Origin of the sequence: Pedobacter sp. GSP4, from assembly GCF_051857575.1 — a bacterium.
Classification (GTDB): Bacteria; Bacteroidota; Bacteroidia; order Sphingobacteriales; family Sphingobacteriaceae; genus Pedobacter.
Map to the genome: position 1 here is coordinate 584,834 of NZ_JBPZIR010000003.1, position 19,079 is coordinate 603,912.

Below are 19,079 nucleotides of genomic sequence, written 5' to 3' on the forward strand. Positions count from 1 at the left end.
ATAAAAATACAGCTAACCATTTCTTCCCGATGAAAAAAATAACCCTGATAGGTTTCGTCCTATTTTTGTGCCTACAGCTTAATGCACAGGATTATGTGCCTGCAGCCAGCAATTTAAAACAGCGGGCCTGGTTTGCCGATGCCAAATTTGGTTTATTTATTCACTGGGGGCCTTTCAGCATTCCCGGAAGTGGCGAATGGGTAATGAACGAGCGGAAATTAAACGTTCATAATTACACCAACCTTAAAGATTTTTTTAACCCAGTTGAGTTTAATGCACAACAATGGGTAAGCATGGCCAAAAATGCAGGTATGAAATATATTACCTTAATTACAAGGCACCATGATGGTTTTAGCATGTGGGATACAAAATATTCTGATTTCAATATCATGAACACGCCCTACAAAAAGGATATTGTAAAAATGATGGCCGATGAATGCCATAAACAGGGCATACAGCTTTATTTATATTACTCCTTGTTAGATTGGCACCGGGAAGATTATCCGCACGAAACTGGCCGGACCGGTCAAAATTCAGGCCGCACCGGAAAGGGCGATTATGCCAGCTATCTGCAGTTTATGAAAAACCAGCTAACCGAACTGTTAAGCAACTACGGTGAAATTGGCGGGATCTGGTTTGATGGCCATTGGGACCAGACCGAGCCAGAAGGCGCAAAAGACAGAACCTCGCGCATAGATTGGAAATACAATGAAATATATAGTTTGATACATAAGCTACAGCCACAGTGTATGATTGGCAATAACCATCACCTAACGCCGTTTGCCGGCGAAGATTTTCAAATGTTTGAGCGCGATCTTCCTGGTGAAAATAAATCGGGTTTAAGTTTCCAAAAAGCATCTGATAAGCTTCCGCTCGAAACCTGCGAAACCATTTCAAACTCTTGGGGCTATAATTTAAGCGATACCTATTACAAAACCGAAAAAGAACTGGTAAACATGCTGGTTAAAGCAGCGAGTTTGGGATCTAATCTTTTACTGAATATCGGCCCTATGCCGAGCGGTAAAATCCAGCCTGAATTTCAAGACCGACTCTCGGCAATGGGTGCCTGGTTAAAAATTTATGGAGAAAGCATTTATAATACCAGAGCCGGTTTTATTAAGCCGCAGGAGTGGGGAAGTATTTCGCAAACCGATAATAAAATCTATATCCATATTTTGGATAATAAAACAAATACGTTAAGCCTGGCGGATGTTCCCGTTAAGAAAATAAAAAAAGCCTACCTTTTGAAAGACGGAACTCCGGTAAGTTATACTTTTAAAAAGGCGAAACTAACCATCAATACCAGCACCAATGCTACCGATCCCGATCATGTAATTGTTCTGGATGTATTGAACTAACAGGTTTTGGTTTTAGCACTAGTTTCTCCACATTTCTTTTTATATTTTTAGCGCTTAATCTGTTTGCGGTGCTACGGAACTTTGTGTTTTGTTTGTGCGCAAACAGGATAATCATAACCGCCGTTCATTCCATCATTCTATCAATCACTCATTCTGTCAATCACTCATTCAATCATTCTGTCAATCAATCATTAAACTCAATCAACCAAATGAAGAAAATATTGTTGCTTTTTTTATGTTGTTCTGCTTTAATTGTACATGCGCAGCAAAGGTATGAGCTCAATTCGGGCTGGCTTTGTAGCAATATCAAAGAAGCCAATGCATCGGGCCTTGAAATTTCGAAAGCAGGTTTTTCAATCAACAATTGGATGCCGGCAACAGTTCCCGGAACGGTTTTAACCACTCTATTGAACAATAAAAAAGTGCCCGATCCATTTTACGGAATGAACAATGAAAAGATTCCTGATGTATACAAAACCGGCAACGATTATTATACCTATTGGTTTGTAAAAGATTTTGAAGAACGTGCAACAGGCAATGAGCAGGTTTGGCTACAGTTTAGAGGGATAAATTATAAGGCCGAAATTTACCTGAACGGAAAAAAGGTTAATCCTAAAACCCAGGTGGGTATGCATTTAAGGGCGCAGTATAACATTACAAAGCTTCTTGCCGCTAATGGCAAAAACAGGCTGGCAGTTGTTGTTTATCCACCCGATTTTCCGGGTAACCCAAATGGTGGTCAAGGGGGCGATGGCACAATAGCCAAAGGTTTAACTACGCAATATACTGCTGGTTGGGACTGGATACAACCCACACGCGACCGCAATACCGGTATCTGGGACAAAGTTACCATCGAGAAAACCAAAAGCATCAATATCCAGAACCCACAGGTAATTACCCTTGTTCCGGGCAAGCGCCTGCCAGAAGGAAAGCAGCAGCCCGCAACCATTAAGGTTTCAGTAGAAGTAGAAAACCCAACTCCACAAGCCGTTTTAGGTACGTTACAATACCACATAGCCGGAAAGGTAGTTAAACAGACCGCCACAATTGCCGCAAATAAAACCACAACAGTTAAATTGCCCGATTTAGTACTCGAAGATCCAAAATTATGGTGGCCAAGTGGTTACGGCGCACAAAATCTATACGATTTGAAAATCGATTTCATTTCGGCGAATCAAGCATTGGATCAAGAACAGCTTAAAGTAGGTGTCCGCCAGATTGATAATAAATGGAACGAGCAGACCAAAAGTATGGGCGCTTTTGTAAACGGACAAAAGATTTTTATTAAAGGGGGCAACTGGATTATTTCTGATGCGATGCTCCGCTTTAGCGATGCCCGCTATGATGCTGAAGTGCGTTACCATAAAGATATGAACCTCAACCTGATCAGGATCTGGGGTGGGGCTATACTCGAAAGGCCTGAGTTTTACAAGGCCTGCGATAAATACGGCTTGTTGGTTTTTCAGGATTTTTGGTTTAGCGGCGATTGTAACGGACGTTGGGTAGATCCGATGAAAAAGGACGATCAATGGACCAGAAGAAATTATCCCGACGACCATAATTTAGTTTTAACCGCTATTGAAGATCAGATAAAATTGATCAGAAACCATGCTTCACTTGCTTTTTGGTGCGGTGGAAATGAGATAACACCACCTGAGGATATTCTGGCCCCGCTTAAAAACGACATTCTTCCCCGTTTAGATGGAACGAGGCAGTTTTTCGATTTTTCGAACAGCGATGAAATGTCGTACAATACCATTGGCGGCAATGGCGATGGACCTTATGGCATACAGGATATCAAAACTTTTTGGGGAACAAAAACCTTCCCCTACAATTCGGAAGTTGGATCGGTAGGCGTAGGCGATTACGTTTCTTTGCTCCGCTTTATTCCAAAAGAAAACCTGGTTGCACCGCAATATAAGGCCAAGCCCGATTCGGTATGGGATTACCACAAATACATTTCGTATGAGCAATATCTTAACCCATATGGCAAGCCCAAAAATGCCGAAGATTTTGCCATGAAAGCGCAGCTGGCAAACTACGATCAATACCGTGCATTAATGGAAGGTTTCTCTAATAAAATGTGGGATTGGTACACGGGTTCCATCATCTGGAAAACCCAAAACCCGTGGACAGCCATGCGTGGGCAGATGTACGATTATTATCTCGATCCAAATGCATGCCTGTATGGCTTAAGGAAAGGAAGCGAGCCCCTGCATGTAATGATGAACCCCTTGGATAGTATGGTTACCATTGTAAATAACGGTTTTACCACTAAAAACAACCTGATGGTTCAGGCCAAAGCCTACGATATGGATGGAAAAGATTATTTCTATTCGCAGGTGTTTAATTCGATAGGGCCATCTTCGGTAAGGAGGCTTTTTCCACTGAATGATTTCTTGGCCAAGCTCGATAAAAAAGAAGGTGTTTTTGTTTCCTTAAGGATTTTAGATCAGCAGCAGATTATACTGAGCGAAAATGTTTATTGGCTTTCTGCAAAAGATGGTGAGTATACTGGACTGAAAAATATAAAACAGGCCCCATTAAAAGTCGCTGCCATTAAGAAGAATGGTAAAGTAGAAGTAACCTTGAGCAACGCAAATGGAAACCCTGTAGCATTTTTTAACCGTGTTGCCTTAATCAACAGTAACAGCAACGAAAGGATACTGCCTGCATTTTACAATGATAACTATGTAAGTATTTTACCGGGTGAAAGTAAAACCGTTACGGTAGAGTACACAGGGGCTCACAATGATCTGGCTGTAGAGGTGTATGGCTGGAATGTTGCAAAGCAGAAGGTTGAAGTTAGGTAGATAACCGTTCAGGCCTGAGCGAGATATTTATAACGATAAGCCGCGTTAGGGATTGTAAGGGTTTAGTACCAATTTTTCATTGGTACCGAAGCGAAGCGTAGCCCTGAAAAGCCTGACCCTTGCGCAGCTTGGGTAACGCCCAAATCAATTTGCAATTTTCTATTGGTTATTTGTAATTTAAGGTATTGCCGTTGGTCGGGATTTGTAATCGGCTTTAGTATTAAGGATTTTAAATGCTGTTAGTCTGGATTTGAATCCCTCTTCATTACTAAGGATTTTTCCCTCAGATGTCATCATTTTAAGCGGACCCGATAGCAATCGGATGCAACGCAGTCGAGAACCACGAAGTGCTCAGCAAAGCTAAATCTGCCTTTATAGATTTCTCCATTTCGCCGCCAATGAAAAATTGACCGGCTTCAGTCGAAATGACGATTCTTCTATTTGGGGTTTTCAATGGTAGCCTGTCGAAGGACTTAGATGAAACAAGAAAGTCACACTTTATTTATCCCCCTCTACCGTTGGTCGGGATTTGTAATCCCGGCTTTAGTACGAAGGATTTTAAATCCTCTGGCATATTGTGTATCCACATTTTACAGGGTCGAGATTACAAATCCCGACCAACGAAATATAGTACAAAAAAAAGGCGACACTTGTGTATCGCCTTTTCTATTTAATCTATTTTCAACTTAGCTTACGCCGTGTAATTTTACTTTTAGGCCGTCCATATTGTTGTTTAACTGCAACTGGCAGGCTAAGCGGGAGTTTGGTAACAGATCAGGTAAAGTATCCAACATGGCATACTCATCGTCTGTCATTTCGTTTAGTTTTTCTTCGCCTTCTAAAACATCAACACAGCAGGTGGCACATAGGGCCATTCCGCCACAAGTAGCTAAAATATCGTATTCCGATGCCTTTAAAAACTCCATAAGGCTTAAGCCCATATCGGTTGGGGCAACGTGTTCGGTAACCGAGCCATCCGGCTCTTGCATGTATATGTTAATGTTGTTTTCCATTTTTTGGCTCTCTTTATAACCGCAAATATAGCAGAAAGCTTAAAATTCTGAAACTCCGTTTACAGTTGTGTATTTCATGGTATATTTCACACCAGGGTTCATGTAAGAATAAGCACTGTGGCTCATTAATGCCGCCTCGTGGAAACCACAAAGAATTAATTTTAATTTATTGGTGTAGGTGTTGATATCGCCAATAGCATAAATACCTGGGATGTTGGTAGAATAGTCATCAACATTTACTTCAATTGCGCTTTTGCTGATGTTTAGGTTCCAATCTTCAATCGGGCCTAATTTCGGGCTCAAGCCAAACAACGGAATCAAGTGGTCAGCGGCAACAACGGTTTTTTCCATTGTACGGTTCTGCACAATTTCGACCTGCTCTAGCTTATCTTCTCCCTGTACAGCCTGAAGGTTACTGTTTAAAATCAGGTTAATTTTTCCGCTTTCGGCCAATGCCATTACTTTGGCAACCGAATCAGGCGCACCACGGAAACTCTCGCTCCTGTGAACCAAAGTCAGTTCAGAACAAACTTCAGCCAGGTAAATGGTCCAGTCTAAAGCAGAATCTCCACCACCGGCAATTACCATTTTCTGATCGCGGTATTTCTCCGGATCAAGGATCATGTAGTTTACACCTTTACCGTTTTCAAATTTCTCTAAATTTTCTACAGCTGGTTTACGTGGCTCGAAACAGCCTAAACCGCCTGCAATAACCACAACCTTAGCCTCAATAACGGTACCCATATTGGTTGTTAAAACAAAATCAGCTTCGCCACGCTTCTCTAGGCCTTCTATACGTTCGCCCAAGGTAAAGGTTGGATGGAAAGGTTTAGCCTGCTCCATCAAATTATCAATAAGTTCCTGTGCTAAAACAGAAGGATAACCAGGGATATCGTATATCGGTTTTTTAGGGTAAATTTCAGACAGCTGACCGCCAACCTGAGGAAGGTAGTCAATTAAATGGCAACGCATTTTTAATAAACCGGCTTCAAAAATGGCAAATAAGCCAACCGGACCAGCGCCTATTACGGCTATATCAGTAGTGATCATTAAAAAAAATTTGACGCAAAGTTACGAAATAAAGTATTATCAATCTGGCTATTTAGAAATATTCTAGATAATTTTGTAATCCTGTTGTATTCAATATTTTATATGCTTTGACTTGATTAAAAACAAAAGTTAAAGGTTTTTTGGGTTTTAAAGCAAATTATAATTGGTCTATAGATTTAGTGGGGAAACGCTTATTTGTCATCCTGAGGAACGAAGGATCTATATATGAGAGCCAACTTGTCGTCATTCAAGCGGAGATTCTTCACTACGTTCAGAATGACAAAACATTACCACCCCATTCCTAAATTCTGGAACACGAAACTCCAAACATCGGCCGCTTCCTCAATTAATTTGGTAGTCGGTTTGCCTGCGCCATGGCCGGCTTTGGTTTCAATCCTGATCAGCATTGGGTTATCACCTCTGTATTTTTCCTGTAAGGCTGCCGCAAATTTAAATGAGTGCGCGGGTACCACCCGGTCATCATGATCTGCAGTTGTAATCAGCGTAGCAGGATAATTTACCCCAGTTTTGAGGTTGTGAAGCGGCGAATATTTAATCAGATAGTCGAAATCGGCCTTTTTATCGCTGCTGCCGTATTCAACTGCCCAGCCCCAGCCAACGGTAAATTTATGGTAACGCAACATATCCAGCACGCCTACTGCAGGTAGGGCTACTTTAAAAAGGTCGGGCCGCTGTGTCATACAGGCGCCAACCAAAAGCCCGCCATTTGAACCGCCAGAAATGGCAATTTTTGAAGGATTGGTATACTTTTCTTTAATCAGGTATTCTGCTGCGGCAATAAAATCATCAAAAACATTTTGCTTTTTCTCCAGCATTCCGGCTTTATGCCAGGCCTCGCCATATTCGCTTCCACCGCGTAAGCTTGACTGTACATAAATGCCACCATGTTCTAAAAACAACATCCGCGATAAGCTGAAGCCAGGCGTTAAACTAATCTGGAAGCCGCCATAGCCATACAGGTAAACGGGGTTGTTGCCATCGAGCTTAATTCCTTTTTTATGCACAATAAACATGGGCACTTTGGTACCATCTTTAGAGGGATAAAAAACCTGCTTGGTTTCATAATTGTCGGTGTTGAACTGGAGGGCCGATTTTTTGTAAAGTGTAGATGCTCCATTAGCCACATCATATCTAAAAATGGTGCTTGGCGTAGTAAAGTTAGCAAAGGAATAAAAGAACTCTTTATCTTCTTTGTAGCCGCCAAAGCTATCTACTGTGCCAATTGCCGGCAGTTTTACCTCACCAATTTTTTTTCCGCTTAAATCGAACTGCACAATGTTGGTGCTGGCATCTTTTAAATACGAAGCCCATAAAAAACCGCCTCCTGTTCCTATACTCTCCAGTGCAAGTTCCGCCTCCGGAATTATTTTTTGCCAGTTTTTTGGGTCAGCATTTTTCGGATCTACTAAAACCACCTGTTTGTTTTCGGCGCCCAGATCGGTATTTAGCAAGAGTTTATCGCCAACATTATCAATTACACTGTGGTTGTTATCAAAACCTTTTACCAGTAGGGCAATTTTGCTGGCGGGTAATTTCAGGTCCTGATAATAGAGTGCATTTCCGGAGGTGCCTGCGCTGGCATAAATAACGAGAAAACGCTCATCCTCGGTAACACTGGCCCCGAAATATAAATTTGGATTGGTTTTGTCCTCAAAAATTAACTGGTCGTTTTTTTGCAGATCGCCCAGTTTATGGTAATATATTTTCTGGTATTTGTTTGCTGCCGATAAATCGGTGCCTTTAACCGGCTCATCAAATTTACTGTAATAAAAACCATCACCTTTCCATGCCGCGCCCGAAAATTTGGTCCATTTCAGCTCATCGCCCAATTTCATTTTACTGGCAATTTCTATTACATAAATATTGCTCCAATCCGATCCGGCCTGTGCAACCGAATAAGCAAGGTATTTTTTATCATGCGAAAAACCAAGTAGCGAAACGGCAGCGGTTCCATCTGGGGTAAGCTTGTTTGGATCGAGAAAAACCTCTTCTTTACCATCCAAGCCTTTTTTGATGAACCAGATGCTTTGGTTTTGAAGGCCATCGTTTTTGGTGAAGAAATAATACTCGCCAACTTTAAATGGAGCGGTTTCTTTAGGGTAGTTCCAGATTTCGGTTAAACGTTTTTTAATGTCTGCACGATAAGGAATTTGTTCCAGATAGTGCTGCGTAACTTTATTTTCGGCATCAACCCAGGCTTTTGTGGCAGCAGAAGTATCGTTTTCCAGCCAACGGTACGGATCGGAAATTGTGGTGCCAAAATAATTGTCTGTGGTGCTGTCTTTTTTGGTTTCAGGATATTTCATCAATGTAATTTTTTCTGCGGGTTTCTTTTCCTGTACGCAGGCTAAAAAATTGAGTGCAAATAAGCTCAATAGAATTTGCTTTTTCATAGCGGAATAGATTTATTTACTAATATATGTCTTTTTTTCTTTGGGTTAACGCTTCTGATTATTCCGGTTGGGATGACTTGTCTTCAGGTCTTTCACCTTTTTTCTCTTCGAGTTTGATTACACCGATTTAGGGATTGCACAGATTATGGCGTTTTGGTTTTTTAGCTTTCACCTTTCGTCTTTCTCCTTCAGTCTTTAAGCTTTTTCCGTTACCTTTGAACTTTAACATGGGCAAGAACATTTATTTCGCTTCCGATTTTCATTTGGGCACTCCAACTTATGCGGATAGCCGTGCGCGTGAAGTGCGTATTGTAAGCTGGCTAAACTTTATTGAGCCGAACTGCAGCGAGCTGTTTTTAATGGGCGATATTTTTGATTTCTGGTTCGAGTATGCAAAAGTAATCCCCAAAGGCTTTATCCGTTTACAGGGAAAATTGGCCGCTATGGCCGATGCCGGAATAAAAATTTATTTTTTTAAAGGCAACCACGATATGTGGGTACGCAATTATTTTACCCAGGAAATTGGGATGGAGATTATTAGTGATGAACTGATTGTTGAGCGGGGAGGCAAGAAATTTTACCTTCACCACGGCGATGGTTTAGGGCCTGGGGATAATAAATATAAGTTTTTAAGAAAGATTTTTAGGAGCAGGCTTTGCCAATGGTTATTTGCCCGTTTGCACCCAAATTTGGGCATCGGTATTGCCAATAGCTGGAGCCAGGGGAGTAGGGCTGCACAAACCGAAAAAGAAGTTTTTTTGGGCGAGGATAAAGAATGGCTGGCCATTTATGCCAAAGAACAATTGCAGAAAGCCCATTTCGATTACTTTATTTTTGGACATAGGCACCTGCCGCTCGATATTGATTTGGGCAATGGAAGCAGGTATGTTAATATTGGCGAATGGCTCAATTATAGCACCTACGGGGTATTTGATGGCGAAAGTTTGAAGTTGGAATATTACAGCCCAGAGGCTTAATTTTGAAGACAGGTTTCTGCTGCTATTTAGGTTTGCATGGTGCATAGTTGTGCTGCCCTTGGCTTCTAAACCCGATATAAGTGTAAAGCCCACATCTCGATTTTTCATCGGGAGAGGACTTGCAACGTTAGCGGGACTACCGGCCGCCATGGGCTCGGAACCTTTCGTTTTCTAATTAAAATGTTGCAATTACCATTTACGCTTAGGAATTGGCGAATTCAGGCCTTTAACCAATTAACCATCCTTGCCAAACAAACTAATTCAGCTTTTTTCCTTATTTTTGCATTTCCTAATTTTTGGCATTTGCTAAGGGTCGGGAAATTTCAACAAGAATAAATATGTTAGATAAATTAGAAGCTATAAAGCTACGTTGGGAAGATGTGGAAGAATCGTTGAGCAATCCGGATGTAATTCAGGATATGAAACGTTTTGCGGCTTTAAACAAAGAATATAAAGATTTGGGCAAAATTGTAGATGAGTACAAAATCTACAAAAATGTTATGAGTAATATCGACGCCAATAAAGAAATTTTAGCGGTGGAGAAAGATCCTGAGATGCGTGAAATGGCGAAAGAAGAATTGGATCTGCTCTTAAAACAACAGGAAGAGATGGAAAGCAATATCCGTTTGATGTTGATTCCTAAAGATCCTGAAGATGCCAAAAATGCTGTGTTCGAGATCCGTGGTGGTACCGGTGGCGATGAGGCTGCATTGTTTGCGGGCGATTTGTACCGCATGTACACCCGTTATTTTGAAACAAAAGGCTGGAAAGTAGAAACCGTTGATGTGACCGAGGGTACCGCCGGAGGTTATAAAGAGGTTATTTTGAAAGTGAGCGGTGACGATGTTTACGGACAACTGAAATACGAAAGTGGCGTGCACCGTGTACAGCGTGTGCCCGATACGGAAACGCAGGGGCGTGTGCATACTTCGGCCGCATCGGTAGCTGTTTTGCCAGAAGCTGAAGAAATCGATTTATATATTAACCCTGCCGATATTGAGCTGCAAACCTCCCGTTCGGGCGGTGCCGGTGGCCAGAACGTAAATAAGGTAGAAACCAAGGTACAGTTAACCCATAAGCCTTCGGGCATTGTAGTGGTTTGCCAGCAGGAACGTTCGCAGTTGGGTAACCGTATTATTGCGATGGAAATGCTGCGCAGTAAGCTGTACGATATCGAATTGCAGAAAAAAAATGGCGACATTGCTGCAAAACGTAAAACAATGGTATCAACAGGCGACCGTTCGGCTAAGATCAGAACCTACAATTATCCTCAGGGCCGCGTTACCGAACACCGAATCGGATTAACGATGTACAACCTGCCAACCATTATGGATGGTGAGATCCAAGAGATTATTGATGCACTTCAGTTTGCAGAAAATGCCGAGAAGATGCAGGAAGGTGCTGTAGGTTAATGAGTTAAATATTTTTGAAAAAAAAGTTTGCGAATTAAGATATAGTCTCTATATTTGCAACCTCGAAAGAGACAAGAGGTTCGAACTTTAAAGAAGAACAAAAGGAGTGGTAGTTCAGCTGGTTAGAATGCCTGCCTGTCACGCAGGAGGTCGCGGGTTCGAGTCCCGTCCATTCCGCAACAAAAGCCTTAACTTGCAAAAGTTGAGGCTTTTTTGTTTACTGGACATTCTTATAAAAAATATTTAGAATGAGCGTCAGGGGGTTACGTAATTCCGGCATAAAAAGTTGTTTATTATGGCAATAAACAGAATATTTACCTATATTTGCAATCCCGAAAGGGCAAAGAGGTTCGAACTTTAAAGAAGAACAAAAGGAGTGGTAGTTCAGCTGGTTAGAATGCCTGCCTGTCACGCAGGAGGTCGCGGGTTCGAGTCCCGTCCATTCCGCAAAAAAAGCCTTGACTTGCAAAAGTCGAGGCTTTTTTGTTTTTCCTCTACTTGGTCATTCGGCACTAACCACGCTTAGGCAATTGTAGCGTTTTATTCTACTCTACCGTTTTTTAAATAAAACCAGATAAGCAATGAAAAAAATAGCGCTTTTACTGCTCGCGGGCATTAGCATCCTATCATGTAAAAAGAATAAAAGTACATCTGATTGCGGTACCAAAATGTGTACTTATCAATTTGTATCTGTGGCGATAAAATTTGCCGATAATAAGGGAGCTGCGGCTGAAGTGAAAAACTTTGGGATAGTAAACCAAAGAACAGGGGAAAAAATACAGGCGAGTTCCAGCGCTTCCATCAGTACCGTAAAAGGCTTTTATACCGTTGTTGATGATGGCAATATCCAAAGCTTATCTGAAAAGGGCGATGATTTAAAGATTACCGGTACGTCTGTAGAAACTAATCAAACTAAATCCGTTATCGTTAAAGTAAGCGGAGGGAAATGTGCCTGTCATATCAATAAAATATCAGGACCAGAGCAAGTTGCCTTCGATTAGTAAACCCAGGTTAACCCTGATGATAAAATAATGATCTTTTAGGTGGTGAAAAGTTAAAGCATTGATTTATAAGAAATCGGGGCTTTTTGTTTTATTGCTATAGTAACATAAGGTGAAAAATAATTTTGCATTTTGACATGATAATTGTTTAGTTTAGCTAAACAATTATATCTTTTATGTAAACAATTTTTTAACCTTAATTTAACTATGAAAACATTAAAATTTTTACCCTGTCTAATTGTTCAAATGCTTGTGGCTTTCATATCGTGCAAGAAACCCAATGCTGCAGCTACAGAAGAGCTGAAAAATTCAAACGAATCTTCTTTAAGTAATAGTACATTAGCCGCAAAGCCTAAAAAAGTGCTGTTTATTGGTATTGATGGCTGTGTATGGAAAGCCATTACAGCCACAAATGCACCAAACCTTAAAACATTAATGGATCAATCTTACACCAGTACAAATGCATTGGCACAGGTTCCTACTTGGTCATCTAACGGTTGGTCGGCTTTATTTACCGGGGTTGGTGTGGCCAAACACAAAGCATCCGACAATAGTTTTTCAGGATCTGACTTTGTTAATTATCCTTCGTTTTTTAGGCAGGTTAAAACCAGTTTGCCAGCTTTGCGCACCGCTTCAATTGTGACTTGGGCCTCGATAAACAATTTTATTGTGGCCACGCCAGATGTAACTGTAAAAGTTAACAGTGCCAGCGATAATGCCACTGAGCTTAGGATTATACAAGAAATTACCAGCAGCAATACCGACGTTGCTTTTTGCCATTTTGATGATGTAGATCATGCAGGCCATGCCAGCAATTATAGAACTACCACCCAAATGTACATGGATTCTGTTAAGGCTGTTGATGCCCGTGTAGGCAGAATATTAGCGGCATTAAAAGCAAGGCCAACGTATAACAATGAAGATTGGCTGGTTGTTGTGGCTACCGATCATGGAGGAGATTTAAGTCATGGTGGTTCGAGCTACCTGGAGCAAAATGCGTTTATCATTTTAAACAACAGCGCAGTTGCACCGCAATTGGTTAATACCCTGCCAACCACTTCAACAGAATCTCAGCCACATAGCATTACTACAGTCGATTTTAAAACCAACGTGTACGGGCAATTACCAGCGCTCAGCAACCTTAATTTAAGTGCTACAGGCAGTTTTACCATCGAGTTTAGGGTGAGGGCAACCAGCGCTACCAGCGATCCGGTAATTATCGGTAACAAGAACTGGGCTAGCGGTTACAACAAAGGAATTATCATTTCCAACAGAAACGGTGTAATTAGGGCAAACTTTGGCGATGGTACACACCGCTTGGATGTTGATGGGGTAGATTTAACCGATCAACTGTGGCACCAGGTGGCCATAGTGGTTAACCGTAGCACTCAAAAAGCTGCCATTTACGATGGCGGGATACAGGTTGCCGAAGGCAATATCTCAGCTGTTGGCGATATGCAAAGCGGTACTGCTTTTAAAATCGGGCAGGATGGTACAGGAAATTACAGTCCGTACTTTACGGGCAACATTTCCGAAATCAGGCTGTTTAAATCGGCATTGCCTGCAACAAGTATTAGTGCTTACAGCTTTACGGCTTTAACTTCATCGCATCCGCAAAATGCCGATCTTCTTTTATATACCAAAGGGAACGAAACAACCGGAACAGCCTATAATGGAACGCTGGTAACGCCAAAAATCGACATCCTGACCAAGAACAGTGCTGCAATTACGCGTAGTGCGTTAACGGCACCTATTTTTTACCGCAAAACAACCGATTATCATGGCGCGCCATATCTGTATGATGTTGCACCAACCATTTTAAAGTTTTTGGGTATTGCCAAGCCAAGCTATTACGATGGGCAGGCACTGGTTAATTTCTAAAACCTAAAATACAGGCAATATAAATAAGGTTGTATCATCAGGAAAGCGGTCCTCTTGAGCACATCGAAGAAAGTTCAATGTGAGAAGTTCGAACCCAGCGCTTACTTATGATACAACCTTTAAATAAAATTTAAAAAGGCTTAATCCAGTAGTGTCCATGTTTTTCTGGCCTGTACCTGTTGCACAACCTGCTGTTCGGCAACAACGATATTTTCTTTGCGCTGTCCGATGTACTCTAAGCCGCTCAGCTTATTCCAAAGGGCTACTAAAACATTTATAAATTCACTGGCCATTAACATGCTGTTATTGATCTGTTTATGGTCGTACACCAGCTCGATGGTTTTAGCCAATAGTTCTTCAAAATTTCCTGGGGTTACATCTTTCCACTCATAAAAATATTTCAGCAGCTCTTCTCTTTCCCTCGGATCGATAAGTTTAATGGCTGTGAAAAAAATATGGGCAAGATTAGAGAAATAACCCACCAAAACCAATGGTGATTCTCGGTGTGCTACGTTTCTGTATTCGTAAAACAAACCTGCGATATAATCAACAATTTTCTCCGAAATTAAGCGGATGTTTTTGCCCAACGGCGTAATGTTATCACGGCCCCCGGTTTTATCAATTATTTTAAATGCAGCTAATTGCAGATCGTTCAGTAAAACGCTAAACGATTCGTAGTACCGAATCAATGCCGGATGGCTGGTAATTGTAGAGCTCGGTGGGATATAACTGGTGTTGATGGATAATCTTCCATTTTCGTAATATACCTGTCCAATGGTAAGGAAATAACTATCGGCGTTTTGCGCACTCACTTCACTTTCGGGCAGTACGGCTATAGAGTAGCTTTTGGCCAGTTCAGGGTAGCGGATAGGGCTTTCATCAGGGTTTGGCAGGCCGGTAGGTGTACGGTTAAAAGGGCTAACCACCAATAAGATAACGTAATTGCGGGGTTCTGATTGGCCAAAGTAGTGGTTGTGCACTAAATTATCGGCACTGTCCGATTGTACAATATCGATGTGGCAGCCTTCTGAGGTAACTGCATTACAGTATCTTACCCTAATTTCGATGTGGTTGGTTGCTTTTTCAATAATTTCAATATCGTGAGAGCTTTTGTAACCAGCAAAGGGGGGTAAAAAACCGTAATTGGCAGTGTTTAGCTGTAACGATACGGCATCGCGCACGAAATCCTGTAAATATAGGTCACTTGTAGTAAAATGATCGCTAGAAAGCTTCATCCCGTTAATCCAGTTAATGGATTTATATTTTAGCGGCTTTATCATGGTAGATGTTTTTTATAGATTAGATAAAGATAGCACTTTCGCCCACTTCATTCGGCCTGTTTACATTTTCCGATACACGCTTGGCGTAAATGGTCATTTTTTCGGTAATACCGTTTTCTATAATATCCAGATCCGGATCGATAAAAATATTGCGTTTAAAAAAGGAGGTTTTGATAAAGAAAATCCACTTGTAGTTTTCCTGTTCATCACTTTTAAACTCTACCGGGCTTTTGGCAAATTTAAGGTTGTAATCATCAATAAATTTATGGAACCAGATGCCGAAATTCATATTTTCGACAGCTTTTACCTTTACCTTCAATGGCTCGGGGTCGGTGCTTTTTTTATAAAGTTCGAGCTCCAGCACCAACAGGCGGTTAAAATCGACATGGTCCATATTGATGTCCAAAGGTGTGTCCGGATACCTCCATATTTTATAGATTTCGGATGGGATGCCCAGTAAGGCTACATAAGCCCACCAAAATATAAGCGGTACAAAGAAACAGGTAATGCTGCCCGCGCCAAACCAGCCAAAATTGACCGAACTTAGCCAGTTAAAGGCCAGTTGGAAAAGATAAACGCCCAGAATAGCCGAAACCAATGTGGCAAAAAAGATAAATACCTTGCGTTCCAATAAATCTTGTGGATAGTATTTGGTGAGGAGGAATACCAGCACTGTGCCCATTAGCAAATAGAAAATACAGCAGATAATGTAGCCCCAGGGCATAAAATTGAAGTTCAGAAAACCCAAAAAACCTGGAATAGCTAAAATAATGCCGATGAGCAGAACACTTACGATAAGTTTTTTGTTGTTTAAAAACTGGTTCTTTTTGTTGATGATTGAAAGTATTGCCGTTGAAACAAGAAAGATCAACGGAAATAGGAGAAAGCGGATAAAAAATGATTGAACGTCCATTAATTTTGATAGATGTGATGTATTACAAATATAGTACCTTTAATATTTGATTATAATCCTAATTTTTTCGGTAATAGAAATTTAACCTATAACAAATAAGCAAGCTTAAAGTTTAAATGAAAAAAGAAACTTTTATCAATAACGAACTCTTTACAGATTATAAAGCTGTTGCGCAGGCTGCCGACCTTATTGAGCGGGGGGTGATAGATGCCGACCGCATCGAAATTGTTCCCTTGGGGCCTGATAAGCGTGCTTTTTCAAAAGATATAGAAAATACCAGTACCTATTATTCTGAAAAAAGGAGGCATGATCGGATCCGTATCAATACCAATAGGGAAGGATTGTATGATATGTTGCCCGAAGGACTTTTCCATAGGCCACCAACGGGTAGTGCCGGTTTGGATGAAGAATCGATGATTAAGGATATTCGGGAAAGAAGAGAAGAAGAAAAGCAGGCAAGGCTATTCTTTACACCGTTTGATGCAGAGATTAACCATGTAAGGGTAATGACCGAGCTTTATGAAAACAAGCTCGATAAAAAAATAACCTATGCAGATTTAAGCCAGATATTTGAGCTGGGCTGGGATGAATTTAACCTGCTCAATAAAGAACAGAGCATTATCTGGATGCATTTGCTGCCCGAAATACAGCAAAAGCGTGGTGATATCGATTTTGTATCAAAAGTGCTAACCGCCCTGTTTAACCTGCCCATAAACTTAGTTGATGCCACAGCAAACGTTGCCCCGATCAAAATTGCTGATGATTTGCAGATGCAGCTTGGTGCCGGCGCTCTTGGAATTAACACCATTATTGGCGATAGTTTTATGCCGGAGCACGAATTATTCAATATCAATATCGGGCCATCGGCACCAAATGAACTGATCAAATTTATACCGGGACAAAAAAACAGGGCTATTTTGGATATGGCCATCAATTATTTAATGCCGATAGAGGCAGAGGTAAATATAGAACTGCTTACTGCAGCCGATTATCAGGAAACGGTGCTTAGCACAAATGGAGATAGCACCTTTTTGGGCTATACCGTGTATCTTTAAGCATGCCCAATCAAGAAGCTTACTGCCATTAAGCCATTTTATAAACAGCTGGCTTTAAAAGCATCCGGTAATGAACATGCATAGCACTTCTTAAATTTAACTTGGCTAAGGTTACACTTAAAAGTTCTTCCCAATCCTGTGTGCTGAGCTGCAGGTTATCTGCCGGTTCAATTACAATATCGGTGGTTTTAACAAAGCCCGCGTTTGGCATGTTGGTCATCATAATGCCTTTGACCAGGGTAATTCCTTTTAACCTGTTTCCAAGTTCATAACGGCAAAAATTAATTACATCTGCTTTTGTAATAATCCTATCGGCAGTGGTTAAGCCATATTTGTATGCCTGTACCCGGTTTGTGGCATTTAATCTCGAGCGTCCGCCTTTGCTCTGGCTCAATAAAAAAATACTTTCCGTATTTACCTTATGGCTATCGTAAACCACCAAGCGGTTACCTGCCCCAATGTGGTTGGCTTCTTCTGCCTGGGTAACCCAAATATCCAAAAACAGGATATCGGCATCATCAATCGGTTTTAACACAATATAACTCGGAAGCTCTTTAACATCTTTTAAGGCGGTTCGGCTTTTTTGCTCAATCAAGGCAATATTCTGCTCCAGGTTTTTAAGTGTAGTGCTTAAAAAATCAGGTCCATATGCTGTAAAGGCCGCTTTCTCATCCCGCAACAGTTCAAAAAGATAATCTACCAGTTCTTTGGCATTTCTGGTATCGAAACGTTCAGTTCCGCCATATCTGATCGAAAAAGAACCATCCCCTTTTTCGTTCTCGTTCGTGTATGGAATTTCCTCATAGCTTTTCCCTTTGTTGTCTTTTAGGTTTTCTACGGCGAGCATCTGATCCAGCGCTTCTGTTTTAATAGGAACTACATTATTCATGGTTTTTAGCCGGTGTTTAATCTGGCTCAGCCTTTTGTTCACCACCGGAAACGCATTGATGTAGATATGCAGTTCGTTCAGCATCTCTTGGTTTATGGCTGCGGGGAAAACTACTTTTAGCCACTTTATCCGGTCGTCGATCTGGTTTAATCCTGCCTTTTGAAAAATTGCTGTAAAGTGCGGCGGTAGTTCGCTGCTGTCAGCAATATTAAAATCGTTCAGGTCGCCAAGGGTGATAAACCTATTGCTGTAAAACTGCAGTACATCTGCCTTGATGAGGTTAAGCAATTGTTTGTGCTGAAAAAGGGGGATGGTTTTGCCACTAAGCGGCTCATCCATAAACCGTTCGGTGTAAGCCGTAAGTTCATTGTCTTTGTAGAACCATTTCCCCAATGATAAAAGATCGTAGGTGTTTTCGGGTACGGAATAATTTTTCCAATCAAAAAATAGGTTCAGCTTATTAAAATCCATCCAGTCGTTTATACCGCTAAAGCCAATATACAAGGTGTTTTTTTCTATTGAGAAGCCTGGTAAAGTGTTTAAAACCTGTTGTTTGCTTAATTGTTCTACGTTAAAAAGCGTATTTCCGGTGGCAATATATTTTACCTCGGCATTATTTACTTTAACGGTATGTAGCGGACTAAAGAAAATATCGGTTTTCTTGTTCTTATCGTTTTCCTGCTGGATATTTTTTTTAAAGGCAAATTGGGTGTAGGGCGAAAGATAATCTTCGCTTTCTATGGGTCTGGCGTGGATAATTGCATGGGCCGGAAGCGACGAAGTTAAATGATCGGGGGCCAGTATTCGGCTTATTTTGTCGAATATCCTGTTCTCCAGGTTTTTCACATCGTTGGCTACATTAAAAAGTTCGTTGCTTAAGGCTTCAATGATCAGCCTCACCAGAGGATCGAAATCGTTACTATCTTTAATGTTCCAAAAATCTTCGGCATTTTTTAAAATTCTATTGCGGATTTCGTCTTTGGATGAATAAAAAACTGGTTTCATGTGTAGGATATTTGGGGC

At 41.1% G+C, this 19,079-nt stretch carries 13 protein-coding genes and 2 tRNA genes; 9 read left to right on the forward strand and 6 right to left on the reverse strand.

The features are described from left to right. The first annotated feature begins 29 nt into the window (after positions 1 to 29). Positions 30 to 1,358 (forward strand): alpha-L-fucosidase, encoded by a 1,329-nt coding sequence (locus ACS5PU_RS09735; protein ID WP_439459093.1) that lies wholly within the window; start codon positions 30 to 32, stop codon positions 1,356 to 1,358. A gap of 209 nt (positions 1,359 to 1,567) precedes the next feature. Next, on the forward strand, positions 1,568 to 4,171 hold the full coding sequence (locus ACS5PU_RS09740; RefSeq protein WP_439459094.1) for a glycoside hydrolase family 2 protein: 2,604 nt from the start codon (positions 1,568 to 1,570) through the stop codon (positions 4,169 to 4,171). Between the two features lie 686 nt (positions 4,172 to 4,857). Here ACS5PU_RS09740 and ACS5PU_RS09745 read toward each other — a convergent pair. From ACS5PU_RS09745 to ACS5PU_RS09755, 3 genes are all read right to left on the reverse strand, one after another. After that, on the reverse strand, positions 4,858 to 5,184 hold the full coding sequence (locus ACS5PU_RS09745) for a 2Fe-2S iron-sulfur cluster-binding protein (protein WP_025141835.1): 327 nt from the start codon (positions 5,182 to 5,184) through the stop codon (positions 4,858 to 4,860). A gap of 39 nt (positions 5,185 to 5,223) precedes the next feature. After that, on the reverse strand, positions 5,224 to 6,234 hold the full coding sequence (locus ACS5PU_RS09750) for an NAD(P)/FAD-dependent oxidoreductase (RefSeq protein WP_439459095.1): 1,011 nt from the start codon (positions 6,232 to 6,234) through the stop codon (positions 5,224 to 5,226). A 287-nt stretch (positions 6,235 to 6,521) separates the two neighbouring features. Next, complete coding sequence (locus tag ACS5PU_RS09755; RefSeq protein WP_439459096.1) at positions 6,522 to 8,648, reverse strand: prolyl oligopeptidase family serine peptidase; 2,127 nt, start codon at positions 8,646 to 8,648, stop codon at positions 6,522 to 6,524. A 227-nt stretch (positions 8,649 to 8,875) separates the two neighbouring features. On the opposite strand from ACS5PU_RS09755, the gene ACS5PU_RS09760 reads away from it, so the two are divergent. From ACS5PU_RS09760 to ACS5PU_RS09785, 6 genes are all read left to right on the forward strand, one after another. After that, positions 8,876 to 9,625, forward strand: coding sequence for a UDP-2,3-diacylglucosamine diphosphatase (locus ACS5PU_RS09760; RefSeq protein ID WP_439459097.1), 750 nt, complete (start codon positions 8,876 to 8,878; stop codon positions 9,623 to 9,625). A gap of 338 nt (positions 9,626 to 9,963) precedes the next feature. Further along, positions 9,964 to 11,037 carry a peptide chain release factor 1 gene (prfA, locus tag ACS5PU_RS09765; protein ID WP_439459098.1) on the forward strand — a complete coding sequence of 358 codons (1,074 nt, stop codon included), beginning with the start codon at positions 9,964 to 9,966 and terminating at the stop codon, positions 11,035 to 11,037. A gap of 103 nt (positions 11,038 to 11,140) precedes the next feature. Further along, positions 11,141 to 11,214: transfer RNA gene (locus ACS5PU_RS09770), tRNA-Asp, on the forward strand. A gap of 196 nt (positions 11,215 to 11,410) precedes the next feature. Further along, positions 11,411 to 11,484, forward strand: a tRNA-Asp gene (locus ACS5PU_RS09775). A 134-nt stretch (positions 11,485 to 11,618) separates the two neighbouring features. Next, positions 11,619 to 12,038: a hypothetical protein gene (locus ACS5PU_RS09780; protein ID WP_439459099.1), complete on the forward strand. Its 420-nt coding sequence runs from the start codon at positions 11,619 to 11,621 to the stop codon at positions 12,036 to 12,038. Positions 12,039 to 12,245: 207 nt separating this feature from the next. After that, a complete protein-coding gene (locus tag ACS5PU_RS09785) occupies positions 12,246 to 13,919 on the forward strand; it encodes an alkaline phosphatase family protein (protein ID WP_439459100.1) in 1,674 nt (557 codons plus the stop codon). 140 nt (positions 13,920 to 14,059) lie between these two features. On the opposite strand, the gene ACS5PU_RS09790 is transcribed toward ACS5PU_RS09785, so the two are convergent. After that, positions 14,060 to 15,199 carry a hypothetical protein gene (locus ACS5PU_RS09790; RefSeq protein WP_439459101.1) on the reverse strand — a complete coding sequence of 380 codons (1,140 nt, stop codon included), beginning with the start codon at positions 15,197 to 15,199 and terminating at the stop codon, positions 14,060 to 14,062. A gap of 19 nt (positions 15,200 to 15,218) precedes the next feature. Next, complete coding sequence (locus ACS5PU_RS09795; protein ID WP_439459102.1) at positions 15,219 to 16,112, reverse strand: TssN family type VI secretion system protein; 894 nt, start codon at positions 16,110 to 16,112, stop codon at positions 15,219 to 15,221. A 116-nt stretch (positions 16,113 to 16,228) separates the two neighbouring features. Between ACS5PU_RS09795 and ACS5PU_RS09800 the strand changes: the two genes are divergently transcribed. Then, positions 16,229 to 17,167 (forward strand): type VI secretion system baseplate subunit TssG, encoded by a 939-nt coding sequence (locus ACS5PU_RS09800; protein ID WP_439459103.1) that lies wholly within the window; start codon positions 16,229 to 16,231, stop codon positions 17,165 to 17,167. Positions 17,168 to 17,195: 28 nt separating this feature from the next. On the opposite strand, the gene ACS5PU_RS09805 is transcribed toward ACS5PU_RS09800, so the two are convergent. After that, on the reverse strand, positions 17,196 to 19,061 hold the full coding sequence (locus ACS5PU_RS09805; RefSeq protein WP_439459104.1) for a type VI secretion system baseplate subunit TssF: 1,866 nt from the start codon (positions 19,059 to 19,061) through the stop codon (positions 17,196 to 17,198). Positions 19,062 to 19,079: the final 18 nt, after the last annotated feature.

What these genes read in the sequence shown, in the direction of transcription:
- ACS5PU_RS09735 (WP_439459093.1), top strand. Translation starts at nt 30, where the DNA reads ATGAAAAAAATAACCCTGATAGGTTTCGTCCTATTTTTGTGCCTACAG.
- ACS5PU_RS09740 (WP_439459094.1), top strand. Translation starts at nt 1,568, where the DNA reads ATGAAGAAAATATTGTTGCTTTTTTTATGTTGTTCTGCTTTAATTGTA.
- ACS5PU_RS09745 (WP_025141835.1), bottom strand. Translation starts at nt 5,184, where the DNA reads ATGGAAAACAACATTAACATATACATGCAAGAGCCGGATGGCTCGGTT.
- ACS5PU_RS09750 (WP_439459095.1), bottom strand. Translation starts at nt 6,234, where the DNA reads ATGATCACTACTGATATAGCCGTAATAGGCGCTGGTCCGGTTGGCTTA.
- ACS5PU_RS09755 (WP_439459096.1), bottom strand. Translation starts at nt 8,648, where the DNA reads ATGAAAAAGCAAATTCTATTGAGCTTATTTGCACTCAATTTTTTAGCC.
- ACS5PU_RS09760 (WP_439459097.1), top strand. Translation starts at nt 8,876, where the DNA reads ATGGGCAAGAACATTTATTTCGCTTCCGATTTTCATTTGGGCACTCCA.
- prfA (WP_439459098.1), top strand. Translation starts at nt 9,964, where the DNA reads ATGTTAGATAAATTAGAAGCTATAAAGCTACGTTGGGAAGATGTGGAA.
- ACS5PU_RS09780 (WP_439459099.1), top strand. Translation starts at nt 11,619, where the DNA reads ATGAAAAAAATAGCGCTTTTACTGCTCGCGGGCATTAGCATCCTATCA.
- ACS5PU_RS09785 (WP_439459100.1), top strand. Translation starts at nt 12,246, where the DNA reads ATGAAAACATTAAAATTTTTACCCTGTCTAATTGTTCAAATGCTTGTG.
- ACS5PU_RS09790 (WP_439459101.1), bottom strand. Translation starts at nt 15,199, where the DNA reads ATGATAAAGCCGCTAAAATATAAATCCATTAACTGGATTAACGGGATG.
- ACS5PU_RS09795 (WP_439459102.1), bottom strand. Translation starts at nt 16,112, where the DNA reads ATGGACGTTCAATCATTTTTTATCCGCTTTCTCCTATTTCCGTTGATC.
- ACS5PU_RS09800 (WP_439459103.1), top strand. Translation starts at nt 16,229, where the DNA reads ATGAAAAAAGAAACTTTTATCAATAACGAACTCTTTACAGATTATAAA.
- ACS5PU_RS09805 (WP_439459104.1), bottom strand. Translation starts at nt 19,061, where the DNA reads ATGAAACCAGTTTTTTATTCATCCAAAGACGAAATCCGCAATAGAATT.